The organism is Bradyrhizobium sp. 172 (genome assembly GCF_023101065.1).
GTDB lineage: Bacteria > Pseudomonadota > Alphaproteobacteria > Rhizobiales > Xanthobacteraceae > Bradyrhizobium > Bradyrhizobium canariense_D.
In genome coordinates this window covers 2653059-2678208 of the sequence record NZ_CP064701.1, presented here as the reverse complement: position 1 = coordinate 2678208, position 25150 = coordinate 2653059, and the positions used below count along the sequence as shown (strand labels likewise).

Below are 25150 nucleotides of genomic sequence, written 5' to 3'. Positions count from 1 at the left end.
CGCGTCAACCGCTCAAGTCGAGAGCTCAGCCGGCAACCTGATATTGCCGCACCGGATGGCGGACCATCGCATCGATATCGATGCCGTCAAGGATCCAGTGCAATTGCTCGGTCGTCAGCGTGACGACCGCCTCCTGGCGGCGCGGCCATCGGAACTTGTCCTCGGTCAGCCGCTTCAGGACCAGCACAAAGCCGGACCGGTCGAAGAACAGCAACTTCATCCGGTCGCAACGGCGATTGCAGAACGCAAAAACCGCCGGAGCGAACGGATCGAGCGCCATCGTCTCCTGGACCAGAACCGCAAGGCTGTTGATGCCAGCCCGGAAGTCGATCGGCTCACGGTGCAGATAGACCTGCAGGTCACCGCCCAGTCTGAACATGGCCCAGGGCTCCGATGATCGCCGTCAATGCATCCACATCGCCGCATTCCAGCGCGACCTTCACGCCGTTCGGCAGCGACGCGCTCACTTTGGCCGGAGAACAAAAAGCTGTAGTCCCCTTGGGTTCCGACCCGCGCACTTCATCGCAAGCCGCCGGCAAACCCATCATCGCCACGCTGCTCCCCCGCGACAGGGCGCGATCGGAAGCCCCCTCAAGTTGAACCGGGATGAACGCCGATGGGGGAGACCGCGGGAGAGACCTGGTCGCGGTGTGCTTCTTGATCCATTTCCGAAGCAGGTTCGCGTTGACCCCGTGTTCGAGCGCAAGTCTCGATACCGAAACGCCAGGCTCAAGACAACTCGCGACAAGACGCTCCTTCGATGCCGCCTCGTAGCGCCGGCGACCGTTCCGACCAACAAGCCTGACCCGCAGTTTCTGATCATCGTCTGCCATCACAAGGTGTCCACCTATTTTGGTGGACACCTCATGCATCAGAGCACTCAAAAGCAAAAGGTGCAGGGAAATTCGCGCTTACATTCGTTCTGTCTTTCAGCATAGCGGGCTAGTCATGCACTTCGCGGCCCCTTTCCCGCCGATGGCTCTGCTCAGCGGCTTTTTTGAGCTACTTCGCGCCGCGCGGAGGAGGCCGCAGCGCCGGCTTCGGCGGCCGCTTTCTCGGATCCTGTCAAACGCCATCCGGAACTGCCCCCTTTGCGTCATGAAGAACTGCCCCCACCATCGCGATTATGATCTCGGTTGAAGGTTGTTTCCGCCGGTGACGGGCCGGAGGGAGGCGGAGCCGACCGGAGGGCCGTCAGCGGCGGTCGGCGTCTTGATGAGGCCGCTCTTGCGCTTGGCGCGGAGCCGATAGCTGTCGCCTCGGATCGTCAGCACGTGGCTGTGGTGCAGGAGCCGGTCGAGGATCGCGGTCGCGACCACGGGATCGGCGAACACTGTGCCCCATTCGGCAACGCTGCGGTTCGACGTGATCAGCATGGCGCCGGTTTCGTAGCGCCGGCTGACCAGTTGGAAGAACAGATGCGCCGCGTCAGGTTCAAGCGGCAAGTAGCCGAGTTCGTCGACGATGAGCAGCTTTGGCTTCGACTCGCGAGCAGTTTCTCGTCCAGGCGTCGCTCGCCCTGCGCCTTGGCCAGGCCTGCGACCAGCGTCGTCGCAGTGGTGAACTGCACCGTGTATCCGGCCAGGATCGCCTCTCGCCCGAGAGCGATCGACAAGTGCGTCTTACCTACGCCTGACGGGTCGAGCAGCAGCACGTTCTCTCCGTTGGCTATCCAACGTGATGCGGCTAGGTCGCGGATTTGCTTTGGGTCGATCGACGGCTGCGCTTCGAAGTCGAAGCCCGCAAGCTCCTTCACGGCCGGGAAGTGTGCGAGCTTCAGCGCCATCTCGATGCGGCGATGATTCTTGCGCGCGATCTCGCGCTCGCACAGCAGGATCAGCGTCTCACGGGCCGACAGGTTCGCGCGCGCCGCCTCGTCGAGCAGGCTGTCGAGCTGATCGCGGATGCCGGAGAGCTGCAATCGCGCCAGCATGGCATCAAGGGGATCAGTCGGTGCTTCGGTTGCCTTCTTTGCGCGCGTCATCAGAAGCTTCCCCCGATCACGGCTTCGTATTCGGCAAGCGGACGCAATAATGAATGCGGGGGAGACGATTCCTGCACCGCCGCTGCAATCTCCGGGCGGCGGACCGCGCCATTACGCCCGGCAACACCATCGAGATGGATCGGATCGACGATCCGCAGCCGGCGCCCCTTCGATTGCTCGTGAACCGCGACCTGGTGCACGCCATGGCGGATTCGCACCTCGCCCGCCGCGACGGTCACCGCGACCCGCTCACCAATAAGGCGCCACGGTACCGAGTAACTGTTGGTATCGATCTCGATGGCACAATCATTGCCGACGATCCGGGTTAACTCGCGCGATGATCCGAACGAAGGCCGCCCGCCGAGCGGTTTTAACCGGTGGGCCTCGTCTCGTGCGAAGCGGATGATCGGTACTTCGCCGGTCGTGCCGTGGATACGGACGTTCGCAACCTCTCGCTCCCACCTGGCGAGATGGGCCTCAAACGCTTCCCAACTTGCAAAGGAATGACCTGCGATCGCGTTCTTCTTCACGTAGCCGACGCCATTCTCCGTCTTGCCCTTTGTGCGTGCCCGATATGGTGCGCAGGCACGAGGACGGAAGCCCCAGTGCTTCGAGAAGGCAATCAGCCTGTCGTTGAACTGAACCGACCGGCTCACCGCGTCGTGGCGCACCACAAGTGCGCGTGGGTTATCCATCAGCACTTCCTCGGGTACACCGCTGAAGGTGGTGAATGTGCTCTCGAGCCCGGCAAACCAGTGTTCTTGCTTTTCAGCCCGGAACGCTCGCACGTGGAGCCGTCGCGAATGTCCGAGCGTCGCCACGAACACGAATGCCTTGACCTTCGTTCCGCCGATCTCGACCAGACGCTCCCCGTCGATTTGCAGCTGGCGACCCGGAGGTGTCTCGAACCGCGTCGTCGCAAGCGGCTCCGCCTTCAGCGCCTGCCGATAAGGCTGCACCGTGCGCTGCAGCGTTCGCCGGCTGACGGTCACGCCTTTCTCATTCAATAGATCCTGGCGCACCACGTCCGCATTGCCACCATGGCGAATGAACCTCTCACGCAGCCAGCCCTCAAGGCCATGGAGCCGTTGCGGCCTATCGGGCGACTTAAACGGCTTCACCCCGCCCGCCGCCACATAACCCTTCACCGTGTGATGGCTGCAGCCCAGCTCGCGCGCAATCCGCTTCAGCCCCCATCCGCACGCCCTCAGGCGCAACATCTCCGCCACGTCATCCGGCGTCTTCATTACCTGCCCCCGTGGATCACTCCACGACGAGCCTCTAGTGATTCGCTCCTCGTTCATTTGCTCTCTCCTTGGCTACCCAAGGAGGGGCAATTCCTCGTGGCGCCGAGGGGGCAGTTTTCCATGGCGCGCGACAGATCCTGGTGGTTGAAGTGGCCGCGGGTCGGTAGCGGGATCAATTGACGCTTGCAGAGCCGCCGGAGGGCGCACTCCGAAATGCCGAGATCGGCGGCCGCACGAATCATAGTCTTGCTCCACGCGAGATCGCGTAGCTTTGCGCGGCTGATCTTCACGTCGGTGCCACGTATCCGCACATCGATATCTCTGCTCTTCCGCGGTCGCTTGATCCCGTGCTTCCGCTCGAACGCCTTCGTGGCCTCGGCCTCCAGCTTCAGCCGCCGCCGCGCCAGGCGCCCGGGGTCTGGATATGGACCGGGCGCGCAGGCCTTCTTCAGCTTGTAATACCGTCGGGCCCAAGCCTGCTGTTCTTCATCGTCGAATGGATAGAAGGGCAGGTCAACTGCGCGCGCCCAAGGCGTGTCCGCGGGAAGGAAGCTCGGTCTCTTCAGATCGAAGTCCCACCATAGTAGATCAGACAGCCGATCACGCTCGCCTCGTGTAGCCATACGATCGATGGTCTCGGCGCAGTACATTGGCCGCCCGCCCGCGCCGCAGGCGACCGGAGCGATTGAGCCGACGTCGAGGAGGCCGTCAAGTTCGTAACCTCGCAATTCTAGTCGCTCAAGTACCTCGCATTCCTCGTACAAGAGTGGAACGACGCTCATGATTTTGAATCCGCTAAGGGCAGACGGATGATCCTGACTGAGCGGCGAGCGATACTCGTTTGGAAATAGCACTTCGGGGGCGTCGGCACGCCGTACAGTTTGCAAATCCGCATCAGAACCTGTTTATCGAGGCCAATTCCGTCTCCTACTCGCGTCATTGGCGCGTTCCAAACCCTGACGAAGAGTTCGTACTTTGAGAGCCCGTAATGCGTTCCAGGACGTGTTCCTGAAGTTGTTCAAGTTGATCGATCAGCCGGCGCCCGTGCGCTGCGGCGAGCATCGCTTTCTCAATCTCCTTCGAAACTGTCTTCCTCTCATCGAGATAGACTCCCGAGGGCGCAAGCGAGTTGTCTACTGGCTTTTCGATGGAGGTCGGGCGTTCCTCGATGGGCGGAGTGATGGCCCCGTTTACAGGCCTTTTGCCTTTGGCTTTGATCGCCTCAACATCAGCTCTAGCAAACCGCGCGTGACCGCCTACGATCTGGGAAACCGGAGTCAATTTGCCCCGCGATACCCAATATCGAACCGTTTGGTAGACGACGCCCAGTTCGTTGGTGACTTGCCGCGGTGACATCAGCTGATCGTTTCGCATGCTTTGCTCTCGTTTGAGGCCCCAGCATGCTCTTGGGATCACTGAATTGCCGTCAAAGCGATGGCTTTGTCGATTTTGTTGTGATTGCGCGGAGGGTCTTTGCTTTCTGGATTTTCTTACGCGGACGATCTCAATTTGTCGGGTCCGCCTTCACTAAACTCGACTTGCCGCGGCCTTTCACTCCTGCCTGAGTGATTCGGCGCCTGGGGCGCATTTCAACCACAAGATCCCAACCAAAAGCTCTCACCCGCGCTCTGCCTAAGTGCCGCGCGGCCCCCGACCATTTGCTAACCACCGAGCTGTGTTGAAGTCTGCTGGCCTTTGCTCATAAGTGACGGCTATGATCTCCGGGGCTGCCGCTCCTCAGGCAACGTCGCATTCCGAGCAGATGCCGCTAAATGCAACAAAAAAGCCCCGGCTGATGCTGCGGCCTAACCGCTGTTGAGATACGAGAAAACATTCGGAGCGACCAGCCAGCTAGCCGAAGCGAGCACCGGCGGCCAAGGAGGTCGCAAGCTTCTGGTTGGCAGTAATCGGACCGGTGACACCGACCGGATCCTGGATGGTGGCGCGGATGCTTCCGAACTGACCGTCGGCGAACAGACCGGCGATATGCCATGGCGCCGTGCCGTCGACGATATAGCGCGCGGCGCTTCAAAGCTCTCGCTCACGATCCGCAGCTTCTCGTCATCCGACCAGCGCCGACGACGACCAGTCTCGACCACCTCAAGCCGTTCAAGCTGAGTACTGCGCTTATGGCTGTCCATAAGGACTGTTACGCACCAATTAGACCAATCCAACAAGGCGGCCCTCGCCGGAGGGAGACTGTGCGCTGGATGCGGCAACCGAGGGGCTGAGGTCAGGCCGGATTTCAGCAGCGGCAAGCCGGCCAAATTTGCGACCCCGAACGCCCGTTAGAGGAACGAACGCGCAGAGGAAAAATTGGAGGGTTTGCTAGCTGTCTCCTTCGAGCTGGCGGAGCGGCCCCGGCATTAATCCCCAGGCACCCCAGCCGGGGTCGTCTCTTTTGGTTTGTTGGGCATCTAATGAGGAGACACGAGAGCCGCCACGCTAAAGGCCACCACACAGGCGGCGGCCAATGACCAGAGCGTTATTCTGATCTCTTTGGGCATGTCGGCTAACGCCAGGAGTTGAACCGAGTTCCTGGCCGGAGTGCTAGGGCCCGCCAGCGTGAACCGGCGGGCCTTTGATCAGATCACTGCGGAGGCTTCTTCGTCGCGGTTGGCGGCTTCGCTGTGCCGCTCTTCGGGGGACCATAATTCGCTGAGCCACGAGAGCCATAGCCCCCAGCCTTGCCATCCATTTTGTTAGCCGATGCTGGCGATGTCATGAAGCCGGAGGCGATCATGGCGCCCCCGAATGCAAGAATTACGAACAGGGCAAAAGCTCTCATAATCGACATTTGCTGCTCCAATATGCATTTTGAAAAAGCTGTCACCTCGAGATGTACGTAGTTCGAGCAACCTATCCCAGACCAACCTTGCCAGCGAGTCTTTCCTCGGGCAGAGGCCCGCCGGGGTGATCCGGCGGGCTTTGTAATTTCATCAAACGAACTGAACCTTCACACTCCACGCCCATACTGATGAGTATCCGGGATTTTTTGCTAATCCCAATCTCGGGGCTGGATTAGACAAACGCGCCGGGACAAGGTATTTTTTGCGCGGCGGCGTAATTTGCGGCGCGCGAGTTGGCGCTTGGAGTACCCATGAACATCCGTTCTGGTCTATTGCTGGCCGCGATTTGCTGCGCATTCGGAAATGCTTGCATTGCCCAAGAGGGGTCGGTGGGGCCAGACGGGCTATATCCACCACCACCCGAGACTTCCCCGCAAAACCAACGGACCCGCAGGCGTGCCAACGCAGTGGGGCCAAAACCTTCGTCGGTATCCAAGCCGATGACTTGGGAAGAAGAAAACGCCCGACAGCAAGCGGGCGAAGATCAGCTAAAACGGAAGATGAATATCTGCCAGCGCTGTTGAGCGACAACATCCCTAGAGATCCCCACGAGGCGCAGTAGTTCGGGCGTGTTTGGGCCTACCAGATATCGATAATTTGCTAGCTACTTGCGAAGTCGCTTTGATGGCGGCATGCGCACTCGCCGATACACGAAATGGGCAGGCCACTACTCGCCCCGCAGCCCAGCGGAATGGCTCGCTGACGGCCACGTGACCTGCAACATCCAATGCCTGAACGGCCTCTGCCGTCGCAGGGTGGACGTGCGGCTCGACACACTCCCGCAGGATCAGCCGTGGTCGCGCGTGGCTTGCGCCTGGTCTGCTCAGCATGCGGCGCCGCAGGATCTGTGCATATCGTCCCGAACTGGCATGACAGTCGCGGGCAAGTCAGGCCAAGCATGGGGCTGAGGTTTTGATTCCAGCGATGAAGCACGTCACCGAACGCCCTTTTGCCAATCCGGAAGTCGCCGCGCGTCAGCTCGTTCAGCTGGCTTCAGGCATCAAGGCAGTACAGGACGGCAGAATCCATATCGAGAAGATCAACTACTCATTCCTCTATACGCTCGAGGCAAGCGGCGCGGAGTTCGGCGCCGGCATCAGGCACGCGGTTGAAAAGGGCTGGCTGGAGCTGCACGAGAGCGGTACTTATGTGCGGCTACTGACAACTGGCGGTGATCTGCCGGCGCTCCGTTAGGAACCAGCCGGATCCGCGCTAGCTGTCTCCTTCGAGCGGGCGGAGCGGCCCCGGCCTTTGACCACCCAGGCAATCCAACCGGGGTCTCTCTCCTACGAGCTTAGCTTAGCCCTCTATTTCGTGCGGCCAATTCCTGGTCCAGCTCCTTCAAGCGGACGATTAGATTTTCCACTATCTCCATGCAATCGGAATGCCGCAATGATTGCACCCCGCGCGCTGCCAGCTCGCGCTCCAAGATAGTCGCCACGATGCTTTGGATGCTCACAAATCCCCCCGCAGAAAACATTGCCCCGGCCAGATGCGGCTCAACAAAGAATTGGGTTCGCTCAAGGGAAAGGCCGCAGCATGGTTCCAGCCTCCACTGCGGCCATCCCGGGCAACTACAAATAGCTTGTACTCAAATCTCGCCGGTGTTCGACATTAGAACACCCGTTCCGAAAATGGACCCCGGACAACTACCGGTGGCGCCTTGTCACATTAGAGCGAACATGGCACGGCTTGCTTTCCAGCCCCCTATGCTCCCGGCTGCCGAATCCAATTGCGGATCAGAGCGCCGGAGCCGCAAAATCGAAGGTCGCAGGAACGGCTAAGAGGCTGCTCCTGCGACCGACGCCGCGACGTTCCGCACGATCGACACGGCACCCGCGGTGCTGGCACCGGGGCTCGCCAGCGTGAACCGGGCGCACACGAAGAGACCACTAAGCCGGGCTATCCTTCAGCTACGCTCAGAGCGGAAAGAGACCGGCGTCAGCCAGGTTCAGGACGCCGATAGCGGCGAATGCAAAGTAGAGTAAAATCATCGCGAGATTCATTTCGGCTCCAATGCTGCGCGCAAAGCATCCGATTTTATGGTTAACGATCTCTCAAGGAGGGGCTGCCCGCCGGCGTGAAACCGGCGGGTCCTCGAATTGCAATGCACGGAGAGGTGCACTGAAACTTCGCGCGCTTCTGTCCGTAGTATCAGTATCCGGGATTTTGTTGATCCCTCTCGGGGCTGGACTAAACCCATCGCCGCCGGGACAAGGTATTGTTTGCCCGGCGGCGTTATTTTCGTTTGTGGGGTCAGGCGAGCACCTGCCAGCGCGAACCGGCGGAGCTTCAGGCGACGTTTCCCACCCACTAAAGTAGCGCGCGTTCCGAGGCCCAAGGGATTGATAATTTGACTCTGGCCTGCGCTGCGTTTCGATGGCGCCATGCCCCGCCCCGCCCGCGAACGGCCGCCCGGTAAAGATCACTTTGGGCGAGATGCGTGAGATCCGCGTTAGCGACCTGCTCGTTTACCTTCACGCCAATGCTTCAAGGAAGCTGCGCCGCAACTCGCTGGCCGGGGCGGTCGATTTCTCAAGGACGGCGGCGAAGCTGTGGTTACCGCGATCTCGCGATGAGGGGTCGGTAGGATAGAATTGCTTCAGGCGGAACGGAACAAGGCCTTCACCTGCAATCTGCGCCATGAGCAGGAGGAATGACACCGGCGTGAAGACCCAACACCGAACATCTAAATATTTGCGCGAGTAAGCACGCCGCGCCATCGCCATAGGATCGTTCGCATCATTGATTTGCAGGCGCTCGACCACAGAATCAGGAATGGCCGAATGCATGTTGACGGCGGGCGCCTCGGAATAGTGATCGTACACGGAGCGAACGTCCGGAACGGTATTGTTATGAAAGTATGCGGTGATCATGTCGGATGCTCGAGACTCTTGGCGATACAGGTCGGAAGTCATTCGGCGATCGAGAAGGGACAGTGAGAACACGCCATCCGCGCGAAGGGCGGAAGCAATTTCGAGCATCCAGCGTATCGGATTAGGGACGTGCTCCATGACCTGAGAGGCAACAACATAGTCTAGCGGAGCATCATCCTTGAGGGCTTCGTAAAGGCTGTCCTCCACCATCGGGCGATCGACTTCGTAGATGTCGTCGTTCAGAGATTTGTATTTCTCCCGGATGCCTGCCGTGTCCAAATGGTCGACATACAAAACATTGGCACCTGGTTTGAAAAGAAGCGGATCATTGAGGGGGCCAATTTCAGCCCCGCGCCCGCCTTCTACGTCTAAGTGGCCGATCAACTTGTCGCGATAGGAAAGGCCGGCGCCCGCGGCGGGCCATGATTTTGCATCGGGCATTCCGGGTGCGATGGTGCCGTACACCTCTAAATGAGCCCTTCGATACTGCAAAACGATCGGACTCTTTTCGATAAAATCGGTTTCCGCGGATCTCTTGCGAATTTCGTCGAGTTGTGAGGCGGTAAGCGGCCCGTGCTCGTAAAGCAATTTCTCTACTTCGCTGCGCAAGGCATGCACGCGGCTCCTCAATTCGTTCCGTTCAATCTCTGCCTCGGTTAGTTTCTCTTTTAGGAGGGCGGACTCGGCCCGGAGAATATTGCGGTGCTCCTCGAGCCGACGAACGGGGACCAACACTGAAAGAACGAACTTCTTCAAAACAGAAACCATGTTGTAAACTGCCCTTAATGAGGGAAACCCGTCGGAGTGCTCGGCTCAATGATAACGTGGTCCCCCGGTTCCAACCGAAGTGGCGGAACCCGCGAAAGCTCCAAATTGAACTTTAAGAGGTGATCCGCGTCTTACAAGGAGGACTTCGCAACGGCAGGAGAGCCCAATGGGCACTGAAGCCACTTGGCGACACCAGCGTCTAATCCAGATCGCGATGCTTCAAGCGGAAAAGAACGGCTATCCTACGGACGCCTGGCGCCTGTTCGAAGCCCAGGCGGAAACTATCCTTGCACAGATGTCAAAGTCTCACTCCGGAAGCGGGTCGGAACATCTGACCGCCTGAGAGCCGCCAGCGTGAACCGGCGGGCCTGTTTCGCGCCTCGCACGAAGCCGTTTCGTACCGGCGGCGAAATCTCCCAGGTCCGGCAATGAGGCCAAGATCCGCCATTGGCGGCTTAGTTGCGCCGACGCTCCGCCCGGGCGTCAATATACCTGACCGTGGCGAACGTGATGGCTAATGCCAAAACGCCTACGCCCCCGGTAATCAACAGACCTACCACCATACCGGGCCAGTATCGCTATGGCCGCAGCCGGGCAATTCACGAATGATTAGCGCCTGGAACAAAGCGGGCCAGCCGAATTGACTGGCGAAAGGCCCAGCAAGCGTGCGCCGGGGGGCCCATTTATTCCAAGCTCTGACTTATGAAAAACCCGCCAGCTCCGGTAGCCGACGGGTTCTCTATTCCCGTGCATACCGCGGTACTCGTCACCAATCCACGATGGTCATCGTACCGTGCTTCCCGTTGACGCCAGGTTACCGCCTCAGCCGCTGCCGGTCGCCCTTCCGGTGGATTCTGCGCCGGCGCTTCATGCTTCGCGCTTCTTGCCGGTGCGGTTGTTCAGCAGAGGCGACTCAATCGGCTTTGAACACGACGCCGATGCGAGTATCACTGGACCAAACGAGACGACAATCTCGGATGATACGGTCTCTTTCCAACATCATCTTGAATGTGGCACGCATGTGCAGCTTCGCCGGTAGCTCGATCCCAGTCCCGTCCTCCGAGAAGTTGAAAACGCGGCAACGTTGGCTGCCGCCATCTCCAAAAATGTATGCGACCAAGTCGACGTCCGAACGATCGATCTTCCGGCGATCCGACATGATTACTTACCTTGAGTTGACGTGGCTGTCTCGGGTCCTTCATTGGTCAAAGCTATTTCAAGCAGTCTAAACTGCCTCGCGATCCGTGTTGCCAAGCCCGACCGCTCTTTGGCCAGCTCTCTCTCATAGTCGGATACGTCGTGTCCGTCTCGCTTTAGGACCTCGATCAGGATTGTTTGGCTCTGAACATAGGTCACCTTGTCAGCGATCTCTCGCGTCAAAACAGCCAGCTCGTCATCATTATGTGATGTCACGGCGATCTCCTTGGTCGGACGGATCACGCGCAGAAAAGCGCTATTTTGCATGCCCAATACTTACAGATCGTTACGCGGGTACCCTCGACCGCCCTATAGGCGCGTGGCCAGTTCCGCCCTGGCCGAGAAAGCTGGGTGCAAGCGCAACCTCGCGACGTTCACGCTCCCAAACCTGGAACTCATCGTTTACGATCTTGACGTGCGATCGCGCTTCGCAGCGTCTGTGCTGGCATGAATCGATGTCCAACGATCGACAAGAGATCCGCCCGTGGTCGCCCGAAGAAGAAGCGCAACTGCTTGCGCTACTCGACGAGGGCATGACTGCAACCGAGCTTGGCGAGCGCTTGGGTCGCAGTCGCCAGGCCGTCTACGGTCGGTTACAACGTTTGCGCAAGCAGCGAGGCCGAGTAAGCCGCACCAACGGACGCCCCTTTGCGCAATGGATCGGTTAGCCGGCTTCCCTCCCCGGCACAACAGCCGCCGCGGCTTTGCATCATTAACCGCGGCAACAACCTTCCTCGGCAGTGCGGCGTCGTGTTGCGCGCGCGCCAGCTGGACGATCGCAAGCGTCGAGGCGACGTACCCTCGAAGGGTGTTGACTTGCGCGGACCCTGAGGGAATGGACGGGATAGCGGAGGATTGCCTAAACTGACGCGATGCACCGCGAAATCAAAGAGATGCTGATCGGTTCAGGCATCATAATCCTACTCGGCATCGGCATCATCGCATGGCCGCCCCTCGGCCTATTCGTTGATCGCTACTTTTTCTCGTACCTGAGACTGGCGCTGCAGTGGGCCATTTCTTGAAGCAAATCGGCACCCACACTGAGACAGTTTCAGATGCCCCTCACCGCAGCCTCCAAGGTTAGCAATCAATGCCCGAAAATCCATTGAGTAACGAGAACGTCGCCGAAAGGCTCAAGCTCGTGCGGAAAGCCGTTGCCGGGACGCAGACGGCGTTTTGTAAGCGGATCGGAATTGAAGTGCAGCGCTGGAACAATTTTCGAACGGGAGCATGCCTTGTCGAAGAGCGTCGGCATTTTGCTGGTGCAAAAGATTCCCGGCCTTACCCTGGATTGGTTATTTCTAGGGATAGCGGATGGGTTGCCACCCCAACTTCGCGATGAGTTGGAGTCCACAACGCCGCAGCTACAACCCTGAAGATGCGCGTGACTCCTGTCGGTGAAGGCGCGCTTCAATTTTGTTGCGCGTAATGGGTGAGTGCGCGGCTTGCGAACGCCGCGCTATGTTGTTAGACCGCGCCCTCAACATCGACGGAGCGTCACGTTGGCCAAGAAGGCAAAGAAGAAGACCGTTCGCCGGGAATGGACGAAGGAAGACATCAAGGAACTAAAGGCGCACTCAAAAGCTCGAACGCCTGTCGCGAAGATTGCCAAGGAGACCAAGCGGACCGAGGGCTCGCTGCGTCAGAAGGCGCTGTACTTGGGAATTGGTCTGGGCCATCAGCGTTGATTGGACCGCGGGCTGCTTCGATCACACTCGATCAGAAGCGACCTGCCAGAATTCGATATCGCATTGACATCAATCTGACGCGATCGGGTGCAGATTATCGCTAGTGCGATGAAGTCTGTAAACGCGGCTTCGCGCTTTGACGAGGTTGAGGGCTCGCCAGCCAGCCCCGGTGAGCCCTCCCTCTGTCAGTCGGCAAAGCTGACATTTAAGGTTTTCGAAAGTGTGACATCGATGAATTGCGATCGGGCGCAGTCGCAGTAGGGTTTGTTTCGCCGGGGCTGGTTTCCATATTTCACGTTTTCATTTTACCCGGCAGGCCGCAGTGGGCCGCCGCTGCGGCCTTTTCGTTGGGGCCGGCCGACGCCTTTCAGCGAGGCGGTACTCTAGCAGTGCGTCCTCGGCACGATCCCATAGGAACCGAACCAAGCGGACGCATATTACGTCGCTATGAGCGATCGGGTTCTGTATAAAAGTGGCAACGGCGACATCTGGTATTTGTCGCGGCAATCACCTTCGAGCACGCCAGTCGCGAAGCATCCGAATGCCAACTCAGGAGGACGGAGCTCGTACATTAAGTTGCCAAATTCCTACGGGACAGCGCTAACGGTCCGGAGCAGCGCGCTGCCCAACTCGATCGGGACCTTGATACCAGACTAGCGAGCACGCAATGCAGTATCGTTGGATAGTGACACCCCTTTTTGCAGTCGGAGTCATCACCTGGGCGATGGTAGCTAAGCGTCCCCCAAAGCCCCCCTGCGGAGCGAGGCTTCCCTGACGGTGGTCGCCGATCCCGACCTTCGTTTGGTATCGGAGCGCAGCCCCTTCATGCGGACAGAGCGGTAAGTAGCGGACGCGCGCCCAGGTTGGCGCACTTCGAAAAGCGCACCCGACGCGCAGATTTTCCGCCGAGTCCTTTCCGCGATTGTTCACGATATCAGCTGACCTTGGCTCCCTCGTTGAAGCTGCTCAAGCCAGCCCTCAACCGCTGAGATATGGACGAAGACGTCCTTGCCACCGTTGTCAGGCTGAATAAACCCGTAGCCCTTCGTCGGGTTGAACCACTTCACAGTCCCCATAGCCACTTAACTTCTCCATTTTGCAAAATCGAAAACTACTACTGGAACTCAGACCAAAGCAAGGCTGGTGCGGACGCGCTTTTGCGCAAAGGGTGGGCTGGGGTCCTCCCCCGGCATCCGCCATCTTGGCGTCCTTGACGGCAGCGCCAAACGCGCGGTGAGGCCCTCCTGCTGGAGACACAGTGGTAACACTGCCGATGCGGCGTGCGCCTCTACGACTGCCCAACCTGTAAGCGGTTGTTTTCGGGATGCCAGCCGCCATAATTTGCCTGATCGCGATCCTACTTTATCTGATCGCAAAAAATCGGCAGCGGGTGGAAATGGTCCGAACCGGAGCTCCAAAGAGTTCGACGATTTGGTCCGCAGAGGACGACGAAATGCTTTTACGGATGCGGGCGAGCGGAGCGTCATTCACAGACATTGCAGCAAAACTCGGCCGTAGCCAGGCATCAGTCGAAGCTCGCTATTCTAGCTTAAAGAAGCAGACTGAACTGCGCGGTCGTTCCTAAAACCTTAAGCCCTCCCTCCCGGCGGGATACGACCTGGTGAACACGCCTTGTTGCTCAATGCGGTTGTAACGATAACCAGCAATCTTCCATAACGCTTGGAACCTTGATCAGCAGAAGCTCGCATTATTTTCCAATCGTCCCATGAAAAGGGCGAGCGAAAAGTTTATGTTTGAGGGCCCTATCGACGCAAGCACCTTGTGTGCGTGTTCAGCTCTTCCCTTCGTCGAAGGTACCGTAGAGATTGGCGGAGTGACCTACTGCGAAGGGGCGCTTGTCGATACTGTCAACTTCGAAAGTTTGCTGGAGGAGCACCCGGAGCTGGAAGAGATATGGGTGAGCCGGATTGTCGATTCAAAGCAAATCCGCAAGCCGGAGAATCTTCATGACGCCCTGGCAAATCTTTGCCAATTGTTCGCCTCAACGGTTGGCGAAGATGACGTCAAGCTTTTCAAATACCACATCCGGTGTGACAAAAAATCGAAACAGGAGGAGGCAAGGGACAAGAAACTCAAGATCATAGAGATTCACGTTCCGGGTCACATCAATTTCAAATGGAATCACAGCAATCTCGATAATGGACGCAAGCTGGGAAAGGCCGCTGCAGAACAGGCGCTCGAGGCATTCGGAAAGCATGAGGCGCGCCCTGCGCACAACGGGCCGCATTTCATCAACGAGAAGCCAGAGGGGCCAGCTTGGCAAAGCGTGTGCGAATATCACAAGGAGCTGAAGCGAGCCGCTGCATAAAGGCTCGAGCATCATTGGAAAGGCGGAAGTCTTCCGAACGGAAATCCTCGACCTCGAATAATGATTTTGAGGCCAATCATCCGGGCCAGACGCAACGAACCGGGGTTTTGCGATAGTCACCGCAGGTTGTCGAGCAGCGCCTTCGCCTGCTTCATATCTCTCGTGTCGAAGCCCTCGGTGAAGGAGTCATAGATCGGCGCAAGTAAATCGAGCGCCTGCTCGCGTTGTTGCTGATCGATGCACAGCGCGGCAAGGTCTGTCGCGGCCCGAAGCTCAGGGCCTTGGCGCGTTGCCCCCTTGCCGTGGCCAATGCATGTTCGAGCAGTGACTGTGCCACAGCCTCGACATCTGGCCCACGGCGGCCTATTAGCACCCGTGCTTTGAGTCGGTACAATTCGGCTTCCAAAATTCGTTCGCTGTTGCGGGTACTTATAGCGAGGCCCGACTCGATCAACTCCAGCGCGGGCTCGTAGTCGCGATCAATCAACAGGCGCGGACACAAGAGTACCAAGAGTGCGGTGATGGCCAACTGATAACCTGCGTGGCGGTACTCGTCCAACGCAGCACGGATTTCCCCAAGCGCGTTGGGTGAGCGATCGAGCGATGCCATGCATATGCCGCGAACAGCGCGGGCCAAACGCCACTGCCGGAATCCATGCTCCTCCGACAGGGAGATACAGCGCTCGGCATAACTCTGCGCTATCAGGAACTCGCCGCGGAGAGCTTGGAGAATGCACGCATAATAGCATGCGTATGCTTGCGAATGCGGATGGCTAATGGCATCGGCGCGCTGAATTGCAGCGTCCATTCACATAATGGCCGTATCGTCGCGGCCAAGCAGCCAGAGTGGCCACGACATCAGCGCAAGGTCGGCCACGCCGGCATCCTGGCCAGCCACACGCGCTGCCAGTCTATCCTCCTCGCTGCTCGCCTCGAAGGCTTCGAAGGCCCGTTCGATCGCTTCCTGGGCTCCGGTGATCTGTCCCATGAACAGGCGGATCATCGCCTGCCCGCGCATCGCATTGAGCAAGGCTGGCCGGTCGCCCCGCGTTTGGGAGAGATGAAGCAAAGCGGCGATCGTTTCCTGGGCCAGCGGCAGCTCACCGCGAATGACGCTCGCAGTGGTTAGCCAGAACATGACCTGAAGTTGCTCGGGAGGATCTCGCAGGCGCTCGCAGAGCTCTCGCGCGCGGGTAAAGGTAGCCATCGCCTTGTTGGAGGCCGGCCCTTGGGTAGCGATCAGGCAGGGCCCCAGAGCGAACTGGAGGTCAAGTTCAAGCCTGTCATTTCGTGCGTCATCGGGCCGGTGGCTCGTGGCCTCGATCCCTCGTTGCAAGTGCGCAATGGCCTCAAGATTGGCGGAGCGCATGGCTGCCTTCTTGCCGGCTTGCAGCCAGTATGCCTCCGCTTTCTCGAACAGTCCGGCCTCGGTGAGATGGTGCGCGAGCGTTTCGGGCTGAGCGTCCACTATTTCCGGGAACCGTTGCTCGAAGGCCTCCGCGATCGTGGCATGCAGCGCTGCGCGTCGGCTCTTCAGGAGCCGGAATAAGCAGCGTCCCGCACAAGCGCATGCTTGAAGGTATACACCGCCTGCGGCAACACGCCGCGGCAGAAGATCAACTCCGATCGAACCAACTGGGCAAGAGCGTCCTCCAGTCTCTCTCTTGGCAACCCGGCCACCGTGCTCAGCAGTTCGTACGAAAACTCGCGACCCACCACGGCGCCGACCTGAGCTACCTCCCTTATCGGGGCCAATCGATCGAGTCTGGCCATCAGCGATGCCTGCAACGTGGTCGGAATCGCCATCGCTGGCAGAGGGCGGCTTAGGGTGTAATGATCGTCCTGCTCTTGCAAGAACCCGGTTTCGAGCACGGTCTTGGTCAGCTCCTCTACGAACAGTGGCACGCCATCAGTGCGGGCGAGTATCTGATCCAAAACCTCCTTCGGGAGCGCCTTGCCGGCGGTCACCCGCTCGATCAACGCCGCTCCGTTGCGACGGTTAAGTCGCGTCAAAGAGAGCGTCGTGACATGCGCATGACCAGGCCAGGGCGGCGTGAATTCCGGTCTCGCGGTGATGAGCAGCAGCACCCGAAGCCGCGGTACTTGTTCCAAGGTCATCGTCAGGAGCTCGAGAGAAGTCGGGTCCGCCCAATGGACATCCTCAACAATGACGAACACTGGTTGCAGTGCTGCCAGGCTTTTCAGCTGAGCCAATAGCGCCGCTAATGTCATTTCTTTGCGCTTTTGCGGGCTCAGATCCGGCAGTCGGTAACGCTCACCGAGTGGCAAGGACAAGAGATTGGCCAGAGGCACTACGCGATCTGCGTCAGCTCCGGATCGACCGAGCAGGACCTCAAGCTTGGCGAATTTAGCCGTCGGCGAATCACTCCGCTCGAACCGGGCGGCTCGTTCGAGTTGCCGGATAAACGGGTACAACGCACTATTAGTATGATGCGCGGAGCAGAATTGGCGCACCGTGATGTGCTCCTCTCCTTGCAGCCGCTCGTCGAGTGCCAAGGCGATATGCGATTTACCGATGCCCGCCTCTCCGGTAAGCATTACTGCGCAACCCTCGCCGCTCATGGCGCGCTGCCAGCGACGCAACAGCAACTCGATCTCCTCCTCGCGTCCAATTGGCTGCGTCAGCTGAGTTTTGTGCTGCGCCTCGAAGCGGCTGTCGATGCCGGTAGTGCCCAGCACCTGCCATGCTTGTGTTGGCTCCGCCCAACCTTTCAGGACGACCGGGCCAAGATTCCGGAATTCAAAATGTCCTTCGGTTAGCCGGTGAGTACTCTCGCAGATCAGGACGGCGCCCGAATCGGCGAGCGTCTGCAAGCGCGCAGCTAAATTTGGTGTTTCGCCAATAACCGCCTGCTCTTTCGCCGCACCTTCTCCCGTCAAATCGCCTACGACCACCATCCCGGTAGCAATCCCGACGCGGACCCGAAGTTGCGTGGACGGGAATGTCTGGAGGTTGGCCACGGCATCGACCAGCGCCAGCCCGGCGCGCGCCGCTTGCTCAGCATCATCCTCGTGGGCATGTGGATAACCGAAATAGGCGAGCACTCCGTCGCCCATGTATCGCGCGATGATACCCTCATTCCGAGCGATCACCTCCGCAATGCAGCTGTGGTATGCGCCAATAACCACTCGTAAATCTTCCGGATCAAGACGGGCCGAGAGCGCCGAGGAGCCGACCAGATCACAAAACATAACCGTGAGTTGACGCCGCTCGGCTCCGTCCCGCGCCGCCTTGCCGCCCGATTGAGGCGTGCGCGCAATGTCGCCCTTGAGCTCCGTGATAGCACGCAACATCTTGCGGCGATGGCCGAGCAGGACACCGAGGTCCTTCAGGTCCTGCTCGGTGAGATCCCCAACAACTGATAGGTCAATGGCGTTCTCGCCAAAGCGCTGAGCGTACTCTCCCAAACCGATCGATGATAGCCATTCTGCAATACCGGACATGGCACACCTATTGGCTGTTTATAATTAGCATAGCACGTCACGAACGTAAGCGGAGGCACATCTGAGTCGAAGGCATGAAGCCCGGATCTTCCCGCAACGCAAAACCGGCACTCCTCCTGGCTAAGGGTCGGCGCGGTCAAGCACGGTCTCTGAAGGTCCATCGTGGCGTTCGCCTTGATGCCGATCACCCTTCCGCTCTTCCACGTCTGAGGCGCCCGAAGCGGAGGCCGTAGCGCCGGAGATGCAGGCCTTTGAAGGCACTGGCCATCGAAATCGATGGCGCCCCGGGATCAATGGCGAGCATCGTCGTTCCCCGAAATGCGATGCTTGCCAAAAACAAGGCACTGCTTGCGGCGGCTCATCTGTTCGCCGTGAGGAACGATTGCATCAGCCCCGCTTTAGCCGTCCGCACCTTCAAGAGTTTGACCGCCGATTTGCGATACCCGGCCGCCGATCGAAGGACCGGTCAATACGTATCCTTCTCGTTGTGCCCACGGTTTCCGAACCACGTTCTCGAGCCTGTCTCACCACGATGAGATCAAGGACGCCAAGGCTTGAGATGGCGGTGTCGTCGAGCTGCAGCTCGCGCATTCCGGTAACTCTACTGTGGAAGGTCTCCACAAGAGGCACGGACCCCGCGCGGTGATCGGCTCGCGCAGGAAGCTGATGCAGCACTGGGCTGATCGGATCGACAACTGGCTCGATTCCAAAAAGGTGATGCCGATCAAGGGAGGCGCGCAGGCTTGAGTCACCTAAAGGCGACCCTTCCGGTCGCCTGCGCCGGTATCGAAAGAGTCGGTGGTCGCGGGGAAGCGCAACTACCAATACCGACAGTCGGTTCAAGTTGCGATCTGATCGAGCCCATCTCGTGCGTCCCGAACGCAGTGAACATCTCCTGAGTTATTGATTATTGAGATGACAGGCGTTTCCGTCCCGCTTTGTTCACGGTCGCTTCACCCAATTCGTTGCGATTTCGTTGCGGAGTTCTGAGAGAACGGCAGCCACTGTTGCTTGACGGATCTCTTGGAGGCTTTCCCAAGCACCAGCGGGAAGAGATGGTCAACACCGCCCGCCTCCGTGTCGCGGTTGCGAGTCGGTGGTCCACTATGAACCGGGTCGCCGACTTGCGTCCTCTCCTTCAATCTTCAGCGTGAAGTTCTCTGCCCGTCGAACCGACACCGCCTATCCATGTGCCGACGATTTCAAAGTTCGGATTGAAGGCGACAAGGTCCGCGCGGTATCCGGGCGCGATCCGTCCAAGCTCGGACTCAAGGCCCAGAAATGCCGCGGGCGTCCGAGAAGCCATGATGAGGGCATCGAGAAGGGAGATTTCGAGCAACTCAACAGCGTTGCGCAGCGCCTCGATCATGGTGAGGTGAGCGCCAGCGAGTGTGCCATCGGGGCCCGTCAGGCGATTTTCGTGCAACGTGACCTGCCTTCCTTGCAGCAAGAATTGCCGGTCGTCGGTGCCCGCCAATGGCATGGCATCGGTGACCAGCATCAATCGATCACGTCCCTTGCAGCGGAACGCAACGCGCAAACCGGCGCGATCAACGTGGATGCCGTCGCAGATGATCCCTGCAAACAGCCGGTCATCGTCAAGCGCGGCGCCGACCAGGCCCGGCTCCCGGGGGTTCAACTGCGACATGGCGTTGAACAGATGGGTCGCCCCCGAGACACCGCGATCGACCGCCTGCCCGATTTCGGCTGCGGTGGCATCGCTGTGGCCGGCCGCGATACGCAATCCGGCGCCGATCAACTCATCGATCATGGATGCGGGCACGCATTCCGGGGCCAAGGTCACCATGGAGCGGCCGCACCCCCCAAAACTTTTGATTGCCGCGAGATCGCGCCGATCCGGCACGCGTATCTCGGCTTCCGGATGAATGCCCTTGCGAGACCTGTTGAGGGCCGGTCCTTCCAGATGAAAGCCGAGAACGCCGGGAATCGTCAGGCAAGCCTGGCCGACTGCAGCCAATCGCTCGATGACCTCGCTGCGATCGGTGATGAGGGTCGGCAAGCAGCCCGTGGTCCCCGCCTTGCGGTGCGCCTCAACGATGCGTCGGACGCCAGCCTCCGTGGGCTGGTCGTTGAGAAGAACGCCGCCGCCTCCGTTGACCTGGATGTCGATGAATCCGGGTGCAAGGATCGCGTCTCCGGGAAGATGGATTGAGGCGCGCGCCTCCGCCTCGCCGAAGGTGATGCTTTCAATCCGCCCCTGCGAGATTCTGACCGACCCCGGCCCGCGCATGTCGGCACCATCAAAGATGTGCTGCGCGGAAATCGTGGGAGCGGAATAACCAGCGTTGCCCATCTGTATTGATCCGAGAATGGCAGTCACGGACTCGTGAGGCGAGTCCCGTAGAAGGCCTCAAATGTACACCAGGCAGCTTCGGCGGGACCCGGAAAGAAACCTCCGCGTTAACTTTCCATGGGAACAAAAGGTACCACGTATCTCGGCATTGATGGCGGCGGAACCCGCTGCCGCGCCCGGATCGAGGACGAAAGCAGCGGGGTACTCGGTGGAGCAAGCGCGGGGCCTGCCACGACGCGGATTGGCTTTGACAATGCTTGGCGCTCCATCATGGAAGCCACTGAAGCGGCAGCCGCACAGGCCGGACTGACGCGCGAGGATTTCGCGCGGATGCACGCCGGAATTGGCCTTGCCGGTCTCGGTCGCCGCGGTGCGGAAGCGGCGCTCAACAAGATCGCGCATCCCTTTGCGTCGGTCATCTTCATCAGCGACGGCCTGGCGGCCTGTCTCGGCGCCCATAGCGGTGCGGACGGGGCCATCGTGGTAGCCGGCACGGGCTCGGTGGGTGTCGGCCTGATCGACGGCCGCGAAGTCCGTCTCGCCGGTTACGGCTTTCCCGTGTCGGACGAAGGCAGCGGTGCCGACATCGGCCTGCAGGTTGTTCGACTGGCGCTGCGGGCCGCGGATCGCCGCGGCGAGCTGACCCCATTGCTTTCAGAGGTGCTGGGCGCCTTCGATCATGATCCCTATCAGGCGGTGGCCTGGTCTGAAGAAGCCAGGGCCACAGACTACGCAGCGTTCGCGCCGATCGTGATGCGGCACGCTAATCAGGGCGATCCGGTCGGCCGTCGCATTGTCGAACGCGCGGCCGATGCCATTGGCGATCTGCTTGATCTTTTCCTGGCGAGAGGAATTGACCGGCTCTCGCTCGTAGGCGGGCTCGCGGATGCCATTACGCCGTGGCTGACGCCAGACCTGCGCGCGCGCCTGAGGTGTCCTGATGCCGATGCGGCGGCCGGCGCATTACTGTTGGCGCGAGGGCGGCTTGAGGTGCCCAACAAAGACCTGCCCAAGAGAGAAGCTGACCATGAGCAGGCTTCAAAGTTCCGCGTTTGATGGAGCATGGATCAATTATATGGCCACCGAAGAAGTCGATCCCCGCTTTGCCGATCTTGACGCATGGCAGCTCGCGTCAGCAATGGAAGCGATGTGGGAGGGCCAGCTTGCGGCAGTCGCGGCGATCGGCCATGCCCTTCCCGCGATTACTGCGGCGACCGAGGCCGCCAAAGCGGCGCTGGGTGATCATGGACGCATTGTGTATGTCGGCGCCGGCACCTCGGCCCGCGTGGCGGTCCAGGACGGCGCCGAGTTGATGCCGACCTTCGCATGGCCCAGCGAGCGCGTTCACTTCATCGTCGCCGGCGGAGACAGCGCGTTCGTCACCAGCATCGAAGGTGCTGAGGATGATATCGATGACGCGGTCACACAGATCAATGCCGCGCGGCTCACCCCGCACGACGTTGTGATCGCCGTTGCCGCCAGCGGAACAACGCCATTCACGGTCGCGGCGCTGCAGCAGGCAGGCTCTTTTGGTACAGTGACGATCGGCGTTGCCAACAATCCCGGCACCGTACTGCTGGCGTCGGCAAAGTTTCCGGTGCTGATCGAGACGGGCCGCGAGTTGATTGCCGGCTCCACGCGGATGAAGGCCGGCACCGCGCAAAAGGTCGTGCTGAACCTGATCTCCTCAGGAATCATGCTGCGCCTTGGCCGGGTGTACCGCGGCATGATGGTGAACATGCAGCCGACCAATGCCAAGCTGAAGCGGCGCGCCGAGGCCATGGTGGCGCGAATCGCGCACTGTGATCCGTCGCACGCGGCACACTGGCTTGAGCAGGCCGAGGGAGACATCAAGACGGCAGGCCTGCTGGCGTTGGGGGTCGACAGCCTCGATGCCGAGACCATCCTGAAAAACTGTGACGGCAATCTTCGGCGCGTGTTTGCCGAGCTCGCCGGGGATCGTGACTCGCATCGTGATCGGCATCCCATGGGAGCGGCGCGCAAGCAAGGCGGAGCGGTCGAGCCGTGACGACATCCGCGATGGCGAGCGAAATCGGAGAAAGCGCGGATGTTGTCGCCAAAACCCTTGGTAATCGCCCGGCCACGCGCGACATCGCACAGCGAATTGGGATTGGCTGTGCGCCCCTGTGCGTCGTGTGCGGCCGGGGCAGCTCGGGGCATGCCGGGGTTTACTTGAGATACCTTGTCGAGACGCGGCTTCGCCTTCCCGTTTCAGCCAGCGCTCCTTCGGTGATCACGGCTTTTCGCACGCCGTTGATGCTGCGCCATGCGCTGTTCATCGTGATCTCGCAATCCGGGCGCAGCCCGGATCTTGTCGCGGCGACCAGGTCGGCGCGCGCCGCGGGTGCCCGCACCATCGCCATCGTCAATGCGACGTCGTCGCCGGTGGCTGACGAAGCGGAATTCGTTGTTCCGATCGAAGCCGGACAGGAGCACTCCGTAGCGGCGACCAAGACCGTGATCGGCTCGATGGCCGCCGGCGCCGGACTTGTTGCCGAGCTGGCGGGAGATCATGCACTGCGATCAGCCCTCGACAGGCTGCCCGAGCGCCTGCACTGCGCGCTACCGCTCGACTGGTCGGGAATTGCTGACGATCTCACCAAAGCGTCAGCGGTGTTTGTGGCGGCGCGGGGCCTAGGCCTGGGCTCGGCGCGGGAGATCGCGCTCAAACTTTCGGAAATCCTGCGCCTGCCTTCCATTGGTCTGAGCGCCGCCGAGCTGCAGCATGGGCCGCGCGCCGCGTTATCCTCGCGCACGCCGGTCATCATCATGCGCCTGATGGATGAAACGGCGGCCATGGTGGACGCGCTGGCAGAAGAATTGCGCGGGCAAAAAATCGCGCTTCATCTATGCGGCGGACCGCGTGGCTCGCTGCCCTGGCTGGCCGCGGATGATCCCGCCACCGACCCGATGACCATGCTGATTCCGGCCTATCGGATGATCGAGCAGGCCGCCCGGGCCTGCGGATTTGACCCGGATCGTCCACCTCGCCTGAGCAAGATCACCGAGACGTTCTGACGGCTGACCAATCAATGGCTAGTCACCGAAAGCTGGGACTTCGCACAACGCGCGGCCTTCGCTATGTTTATCTACAAGCCGAACAGGCGGTGAGTGCACCGAACGTATTGCCTGCCTTCAAAAAGGGATACTAGAAGCCGCTGGCCAATGTTAGCCTGACCGCAAAGGGGTCGATCGCTGGATGACGTAGTCCATCACGTGGCTGGGCGCGGTATGCTGCACTTGCAGAGGTTGTTAGCTATCGGTCTTAGAGGACGGGACCGCTGAGATGCCGCAGATGTCTTAACAGGGCACCGCTTCCTTCTTGTAAGTCCCCTAGAGATGCATCAGCGGTACTTCAGAGAGCGCCTAGCCTCGCGGATATTCGAGTTGCATGGCTACCATGTTGGTTGTGCGCTCTCCGTAGCGGGCTGTGATCGTATCTAAGGTATGATCGAGGGCTTCGGCCGGAGGGAGGCCGGGAAATGTTGAGACGCGCCGCACCCCGGGCCAGCTCGCGTTAGTGCGGTCGGGAATGATCCGGATCTTGTCGGGGTCTCCAGTGCCTCAGGGGTCAATGGCCCCGGCGTTGGGGTGACGATTGTGGGCTGGCTTCGGTGCCGGATGCCATCACCTCGCATCGGTCCATCAAATAGGAAAAGGTGTGTTTCATACGTGCTGGTAGTGGCCGGCCCTCGCCTTTGTCCTGACGCAGTATCTTGCGCCGTGGCCAAAGTGACAGCAAATGCCGACACTAATACGATTGCCAATTTCGACATGACGGGCTCCGTTGGCGCGCAGCAGGAACGCGCGGCGGGATAACGCGGCTTCGATAATCCTCAAGCAGGAGCTTGGCGCGAAGATGGCGGTCAGACGTCCGCTCCAGCCCCATGAAGCGGGCGTTGATGAGATGCGTCTCGAATTCGGTTATGGGGCCCAAAGGCGACGTCGCAGGCTAGACCCGACATAAACGAAAGCCGCCGATCGGGGCGGCCTCCGGGGTGCTGTGCATGTGGGGTCGCGAGCGATGGCGGATCACTGTACCACACCGACCATCAGCGCTTTACAAGCGCCCTCTGCAGGTCTGGCGGTACCTGCGGCAATTTCCTTCGCCTCGTTCGCCCAATTCGTCCTTGTTGAGGCAGGCTTGTCGCAATTCGGCGCACGCATCCCTCCGAACTGGCCGTTGGCAGGTCTCCCTGTATCGCCGACAATTTCCTTCGCCCCGCTCACCTAGCACGTCCTTGTTTTCGCAGGCTCGCCGCAATTGCTCGCATTCCCCACCTCGCATCCGGACGCCGTCCGGTACAATCTCAAGTGATTGGGAAAGCGCCGAGACTGGAATTACAAAAAGAGCAACTGCCGCCGCGGCGCCGAGCGAATATTTTTGCATTCCTTGCAACATTCCTGATCCT

Annotated in this window: 21 protein-coding genes and 4 pseudogenes; 8 read left to right on the top strand and 17 right to left on the bottom strand. The window is 60.0% G+C overall.

Annotated elements, in window-relative coordinates; all coding sequences use genetic code 11:
- Positions 1–25: 25 nt before the first annotated feature.
- From tnpB to IVB07_RS40645, 8 genes and pseudogenes are all read right to left on the bottom strand, one after another.
- A complete protein-coding gene (gene tnpB, locus IVB07_RS12735; protein WP_148750250.1) occupies positions 26–379 on the bottom strand; it encodes an IS66 family insertion sequence element accessory protein TnpB in 354 nt (117 codons plus the stop codon).
- Entirely contained in the window at positions 360–833 is a 474-nt protein-coding gene (locus IVB07_RS12730; RefSeq protein ID WP_247564001.1) for a transposase, read from the bottom strand. The genes tnpB and IVB07_RS12730 overlap by 20 nt, the downstream gene beginning before the upstream one ends.
- A 291-nt stretch (positions 834–1124) precedes the next feature.
- A pseudogene (istB, locus tag IVB07_RS12725) lies at positions 1125–1933 on the bottom strand (IS21-like element helper ATPase IstB).
- Between the two features lie 50 nt (positions 1934–1983).
- Positions 1984–3231 (bottom strand): IS21 family transposase, encoded by a 1248-nt coding sequence (istA, locus tag IVB07_RS12720; protein WP_247767704.1) that lies wholly within the window; start codon positions 3229–3231, stop codon positions 1984–1986.
- 53 nt (positions 3232–3284) lie between these two features.
- Positions 3285–4013, bottom strand: a complete 729-nt coding sequence (locus IVB07_RS12715) for a hypothetical protein (RefSeq protein WP_247403412.1) — start codon at positions 4011–4013, stop codon at positions 3285–3287.
- Positions 4014–4167: 154 nt separating this feature from the next.
- The gene (locus IVB07_RS12710) at positions 4168–4605 is read right to left on the bottom strand and encodes a helix-turn-helix domain-containing protein (protein WP_247403415.1); all 438 of its coding nucleotides are present in this window, start codon (positions 4603–4605) and stop codon (positions 4168–4170) included.
- 480 nt (positions 4606–5085) lie between these two features.
- Positions 5086–5217: pseudogene (locus IVB07_RS40650) on the bottom strand (porin family protein); the annotation flags it as partial.
- Positions 5218–5259: 42 nt separating this feature from the next.
- Positions 5260–5372 (bottom strand): annotated as a pseudogene (locus tag IVB07_RS40645) (IS66 family insertion sequence element accessory protein TnpB); the annotation flags it as partial.
- A gap of 1632 nt (positions 5373–7004) precedes the next feature.
- Here IVB07_RS40645 and IVB07_RS12700 point away from each other — a divergent pair.
- Positions 7005–7274, top strand: a complete 270-nt coding sequence (locus tag IVB07_RS12700; protein ID WP_247403417.1) for a hypothetical protein — start codon at positions 7005–7007, stop codon at positions 7272–7274.
- A 1283-nt stretch (positions 7275–8557) separates the two neighbouring features.
- On the opposite strand, the gene IVB07_RS12695 is transcribed toward IVB07_RS12700, so the two are convergent.
- Complete coding sequence (locus IVB07_RS12695) at positions 8558–9724, bottom strand: methyltransferase domain-containing protein (RefSeq protein ID WP_247767702.1); 1167 nt, start codon at positions 9722–9724, stop codon at positions 8558–8560.
- 166 nt (positions 9725–9890) lie between these two features.
- On the opposite strand from IVB07_RS12695, the gene IVB07_RS12690 reads away from it, so the two are divergent.
- Entirely contained in the window at positions 9891–10067 is a 177-nt protein-coding gene (locus tag IVB07_RS12690; RefSeq protein ID WP_247403422.1) for a hypothetical protein, read from the top strand.
- Positions 10068–10637: 570 nt separating this feature from the next.
- On the opposite strand, the gene IVB07_RS12685 is transcribed toward IVB07_RS12690, so the two are convergent.
- Positions 10638–10883 carry a PilZ domain-containing protein gene (locus IVB07_RS12685; RefSeq protein ID WP_247403425.1) on the bottom strand — a complete coding sequence of 82 codons (246 nt, stop codon included), beginning with the start codon at positions 10881–10883 and terminating at the stop codon, positions 10638–10640.
- A gap of 2 nt (positions 10884–10885) precedes the next feature.
- The gene (locus IVB07_RS12680) at positions 10886–11188 is read right to left on the bottom strand and encodes a hypothetical protein (protein WP_247403428.1); all 303 of its coding nucleotides are present in this window, start codon (positions 11186–11188) and stop codon (positions 10886–10888) included.
- Between the two features lie 188 nt (positions 11189–11376).
- On the opposite strand from IVB07_RS12680, the gene IVB07_RS12675 reads away from it, so the two are divergent.
- Positions 11377–11589, top strand: coding sequence for a helix-turn-helix domain-containing protein (locus IVB07_RS12675; RefSeq protein ID WP_247767701.1), 213 nt, complete (start codon positions 11377–11379; stop codon positions 11587–11589).
- A gap of 419 nt (positions 11590–12008) precedes the next feature.
- Here IVB07_RS12675 and IVB07_RS12670 read toward each other — a convergent pair whose 3' ends face one another.
- The gene (locus IVB07_RS12670) at positions 12009–12176 is read right to left on the bottom strand and encodes a hypothetical protein (RefSeq protein WP_247403433.1); all 168 of its coding nucleotides are present in this window, start codon (positions 12174–12176) and stop codon (positions 12009–12011) included.
- A gap of 247 nt (positions 12177–12423) precedes the next feature.
- Here IVB07_RS12670 and IVB07_RS12665 point away from each other — a divergent pair, with 247 nt between their 5' ends.
- A complete protein-coding gene (locus tag IVB07_RS12665) occupies positions 12424–12609 on the top strand; it encodes a hypothetical protein (protein WP_247403436.1) in 186 nt (61 codons plus the stop codon).
- Between the two features lie 888 nt (positions 12610–13497).
- Here IVB07_RS12665 and IVB07_RS40640 read toward each other — a convergent pair.
- Positions 13498–13691, bottom strand: a pseudogene (locus tag IVB07_RS40640) (cold-shock protein); the annotation flags it as partial.
- A gap of 668 nt (positions 13692–14359) precedes the next feature.
- On the opposite strand from IVB07_RS40640, the gene IVB07_RS12655 reads away from it, so the two are divergent.
- On the top strand, positions 14360–14938 hold the full coding sequence (locus IVB07_RS12655) for a hypothetical protein (protein ID WP_247767700.1): 579 nt from the start codon (positions 14360–14362) through the stop codon (positions 14936–14938).
- 151 nt (positions 14939–15089) lie between these two features.
- Here the strand turns inward: IVB07_RS12655 and IVB07_RS12650 are convergent, their stop codons facing one another.
- The 4 genes from IVB07_RS12650 to nagA all read right to left on the bottom strand — a co-directional run bounded on the left by IVB07_RS12650 (position 15090) and on the right by nagA (position 20717).
- The gene (locus IVB07_RS12650; protein ID WP_247767699.1) at positions 15090–15746 is read right to left on the bottom strand and encodes a hypothetical protein; all 657 of its coding nucleotides are present in this window, start codon (positions 15744–15746) and stop codon (positions 15090–15092) included.
- Positions 15747–16406: a hypothetical protein gene (locus IVB07_RS12645; protein ID WP_247403445.1), complete on the bottom strand. Its 660-nt coding sequence runs from the start codon at positions 16404–16406 to the stop codon at positions 15747–15749.
- A 65-nt stretch (positions 16407–16471) separates the two neighbouring features.
- On the bottom strand, positions 16472–18403 hold the full coding sequence (locus IVB07_RS12640) for an adenylate/guanylate cyclase domain-containing protein (protein ID WP_247403447.1): 1932 nt from the start codon (positions 18401–18403) through the stop codon (positions 16472–16474).
- 1138 nt (positions 18404–19541) lie between these two features.
- Positions 19542–20717, bottom strand: a complete 1176-nt coding sequence (nagA, locus tag IVB07_RS12635) for an N-acetylglucosamine-6-phosphate deacetylase (RefSeq protein WP_247767698.1) — start codon at positions 20715–20717, stop codon at positions 19542–19544.
- A 117-nt stretch (positions 20718–20834) separates the two neighbouring features.
- Here nagA and IVB07_RS12630 point away from each other — a divergent pair, with 117 nt between their 5' ends.
- Genes IVB07_RS12630 through IVB07_RS12620 form a run of 3 tightly spaced genes read left to right on the top strand, consistent with a single transcriptional unit; the run spans position 20835 to position 23756 of the window.
- Complete coding sequence (locus IVB07_RS12630; RefSeq protein WP_247403453.1) at positions 20835–21773, top strand: BadF/BadG/BcrA/BcrD ATPase family protein; 939 nt, start codon at positions 20835–20837, stop codon at positions 21771–21773.
- Positions 21774–21792: 19 nt separating this feature from the next.
- On the top strand, positions 21793–22746 hold the full coding sequence (locus IVB07_RS12625) for an N-acetylmuramic acid 6-phosphate etherase (protein WP_247403455.1): 954 nt from the start codon (positions 21793–21795) through the stop codon (positions 22744–22746).
- 11 nt (positions 22747–22757) lie between these two features.
- A complete protein-coding gene (locus IVB07_RS12620) occupies positions 22758–23756 on the top strand; it encodes an SIS domain-containing protein (RefSeq protein WP_247361558.1) in 999 nt (332 codons plus the stop codon).
- The last annotated feature ends 1394 nt before the right edge of the window (positions 23757–25150 follow it).

Bases quoted from the DNA above. Each gene is read 5' to 3' on its own strand.
- IVB07_RS12655 (WP_247767700.1), top strand. From the start codon at position 14,360: ATGTTTGAGGGCCCTATCGACGCAAGCACCTTGTGTGCGTGTTCAGCT.
- IVB07_RS12685 (WP_247403425.1), bottom strand. From the start codon at position 10,883: ATGTCGGATCGCCGGAAGATCGATCGTTCGGACGTCGACTTGGTCGCA.
- IVB07_RS12670 (WP_247403433.1), bottom strand. From the start codon at position 12,176: ATGCCGACGCTCTTCGACAAGGCATGCTCCCGTTCGAAAATTGTTCCA.
- IVB07_RS12675 (WP_247767701.1), top strand. From the start codon at position 11,377: ATGTCCAACGATCGACAAGAGATCCGCCCGTGGTCGCCCGAAGAAGAA.
- IVB07_RS12715 (WP_247403412.1), bottom strand. From the start codon at position 4,013: ATGAGCGTCGTTCCACTCTTGTACGAGGAATGCGAGGTACTTGAGCGA.
- IVB07_RS12640 (WP_247403447.1), bottom strand. From the start codon at position 18,403: ATGTCCGGTATTGCAGAATGGCTATCATCGATCGGTTTGGGAGAGTAC.
- IVB07_RS12695 (WP_247767702.1), bottom strand. From the start codon at position 9,724: ATGGTTTCTGTTTTGAAGAAGTTCGTTCTTTCAGTGTTGGTCCCCGTT.
- IVB07_RS12730 (WP_247564001.1), bottom strand. From the start codon at position 833: ATGGCAGACGATGATCAGAAACTGCGGGTCAGGCTTGTTGGTCGGAAC.
- tnpB (WP_148750250.1), bottom strand. From the start codon at position 379: ATGTTCAGACTGGGCGGTGACCTGCAGGTCTATCTGCACCGTGAGCCG.
- IVB07_RS12710 (WP_247403415.1), bottom strand. From the start codon at position 4,605: ATGCGAAACGATCAGCTGATGTCACCGCGGCAAGTCACCAACGAACTG.
- IVB07_RS12680 (WP_247403428.1), bottom strand. From the start codon at position 11,188: ATGCAAAATAGCGCTTTTCTGCGCGTGATCCGTCCGACCAAGGAGATC.
- IVB07_RS12690 (WP_247403422.1), top strand. From the start codon at position 9,891: ATGGGCACTGAAGCCACTTGGCGACACCAGCGTCTAATCCAGATCGCG.
- IVB07_RS12650 (WP_247767699.1), bottom strand. From the start codon at position 15,746: ATGGACGCTGCAATTCAGCGCGCCGATGCCATTAGCCATCCGCATTCG.
- nagA (WP_247767698.1), bottom strand. From the start codon at position 20,717: ATGGGCAACGCTGGTTATTCCGCTCCCACGATTTCCGCGCAGCACATC.
- IVB07_RS12620 (WP_247361558.1), top strand. From the start codon at position 22,758: ATGGCGAGCGAAATCGGAGAAAGCGCGGATGTTGTCGCCAAAACCCTT.
- istA (WP_247767704.1), bottom strand. From the start codon at position 3,231: ATGAAGACGCCGGATGACGTGGCGGAGATGTTGCGCCTGAGGGCGTGC.
- IVB07_RS12700 (WP_247403417.1), top strand. From the start codon at position 7,005: ATGAAGCACGTCACCGAACGCCCTTTTGCCAATCCGGAAGTCGCCGCG.
- IVB07_RS12630 (WP_247403453.1), top strand. From the start codon at position 20,835: ATGGGAACAAAAGGTACCACGTATCTCGGCATTGATGGCGGCGGAACC.
- IVB07_RS12625 (WP_247403455.1), top strand. From the start codon at position 21,793: ATGGCCACCGAAGAAGTCGATCCCCGCTTTGCCGATCTTGACGCATGG.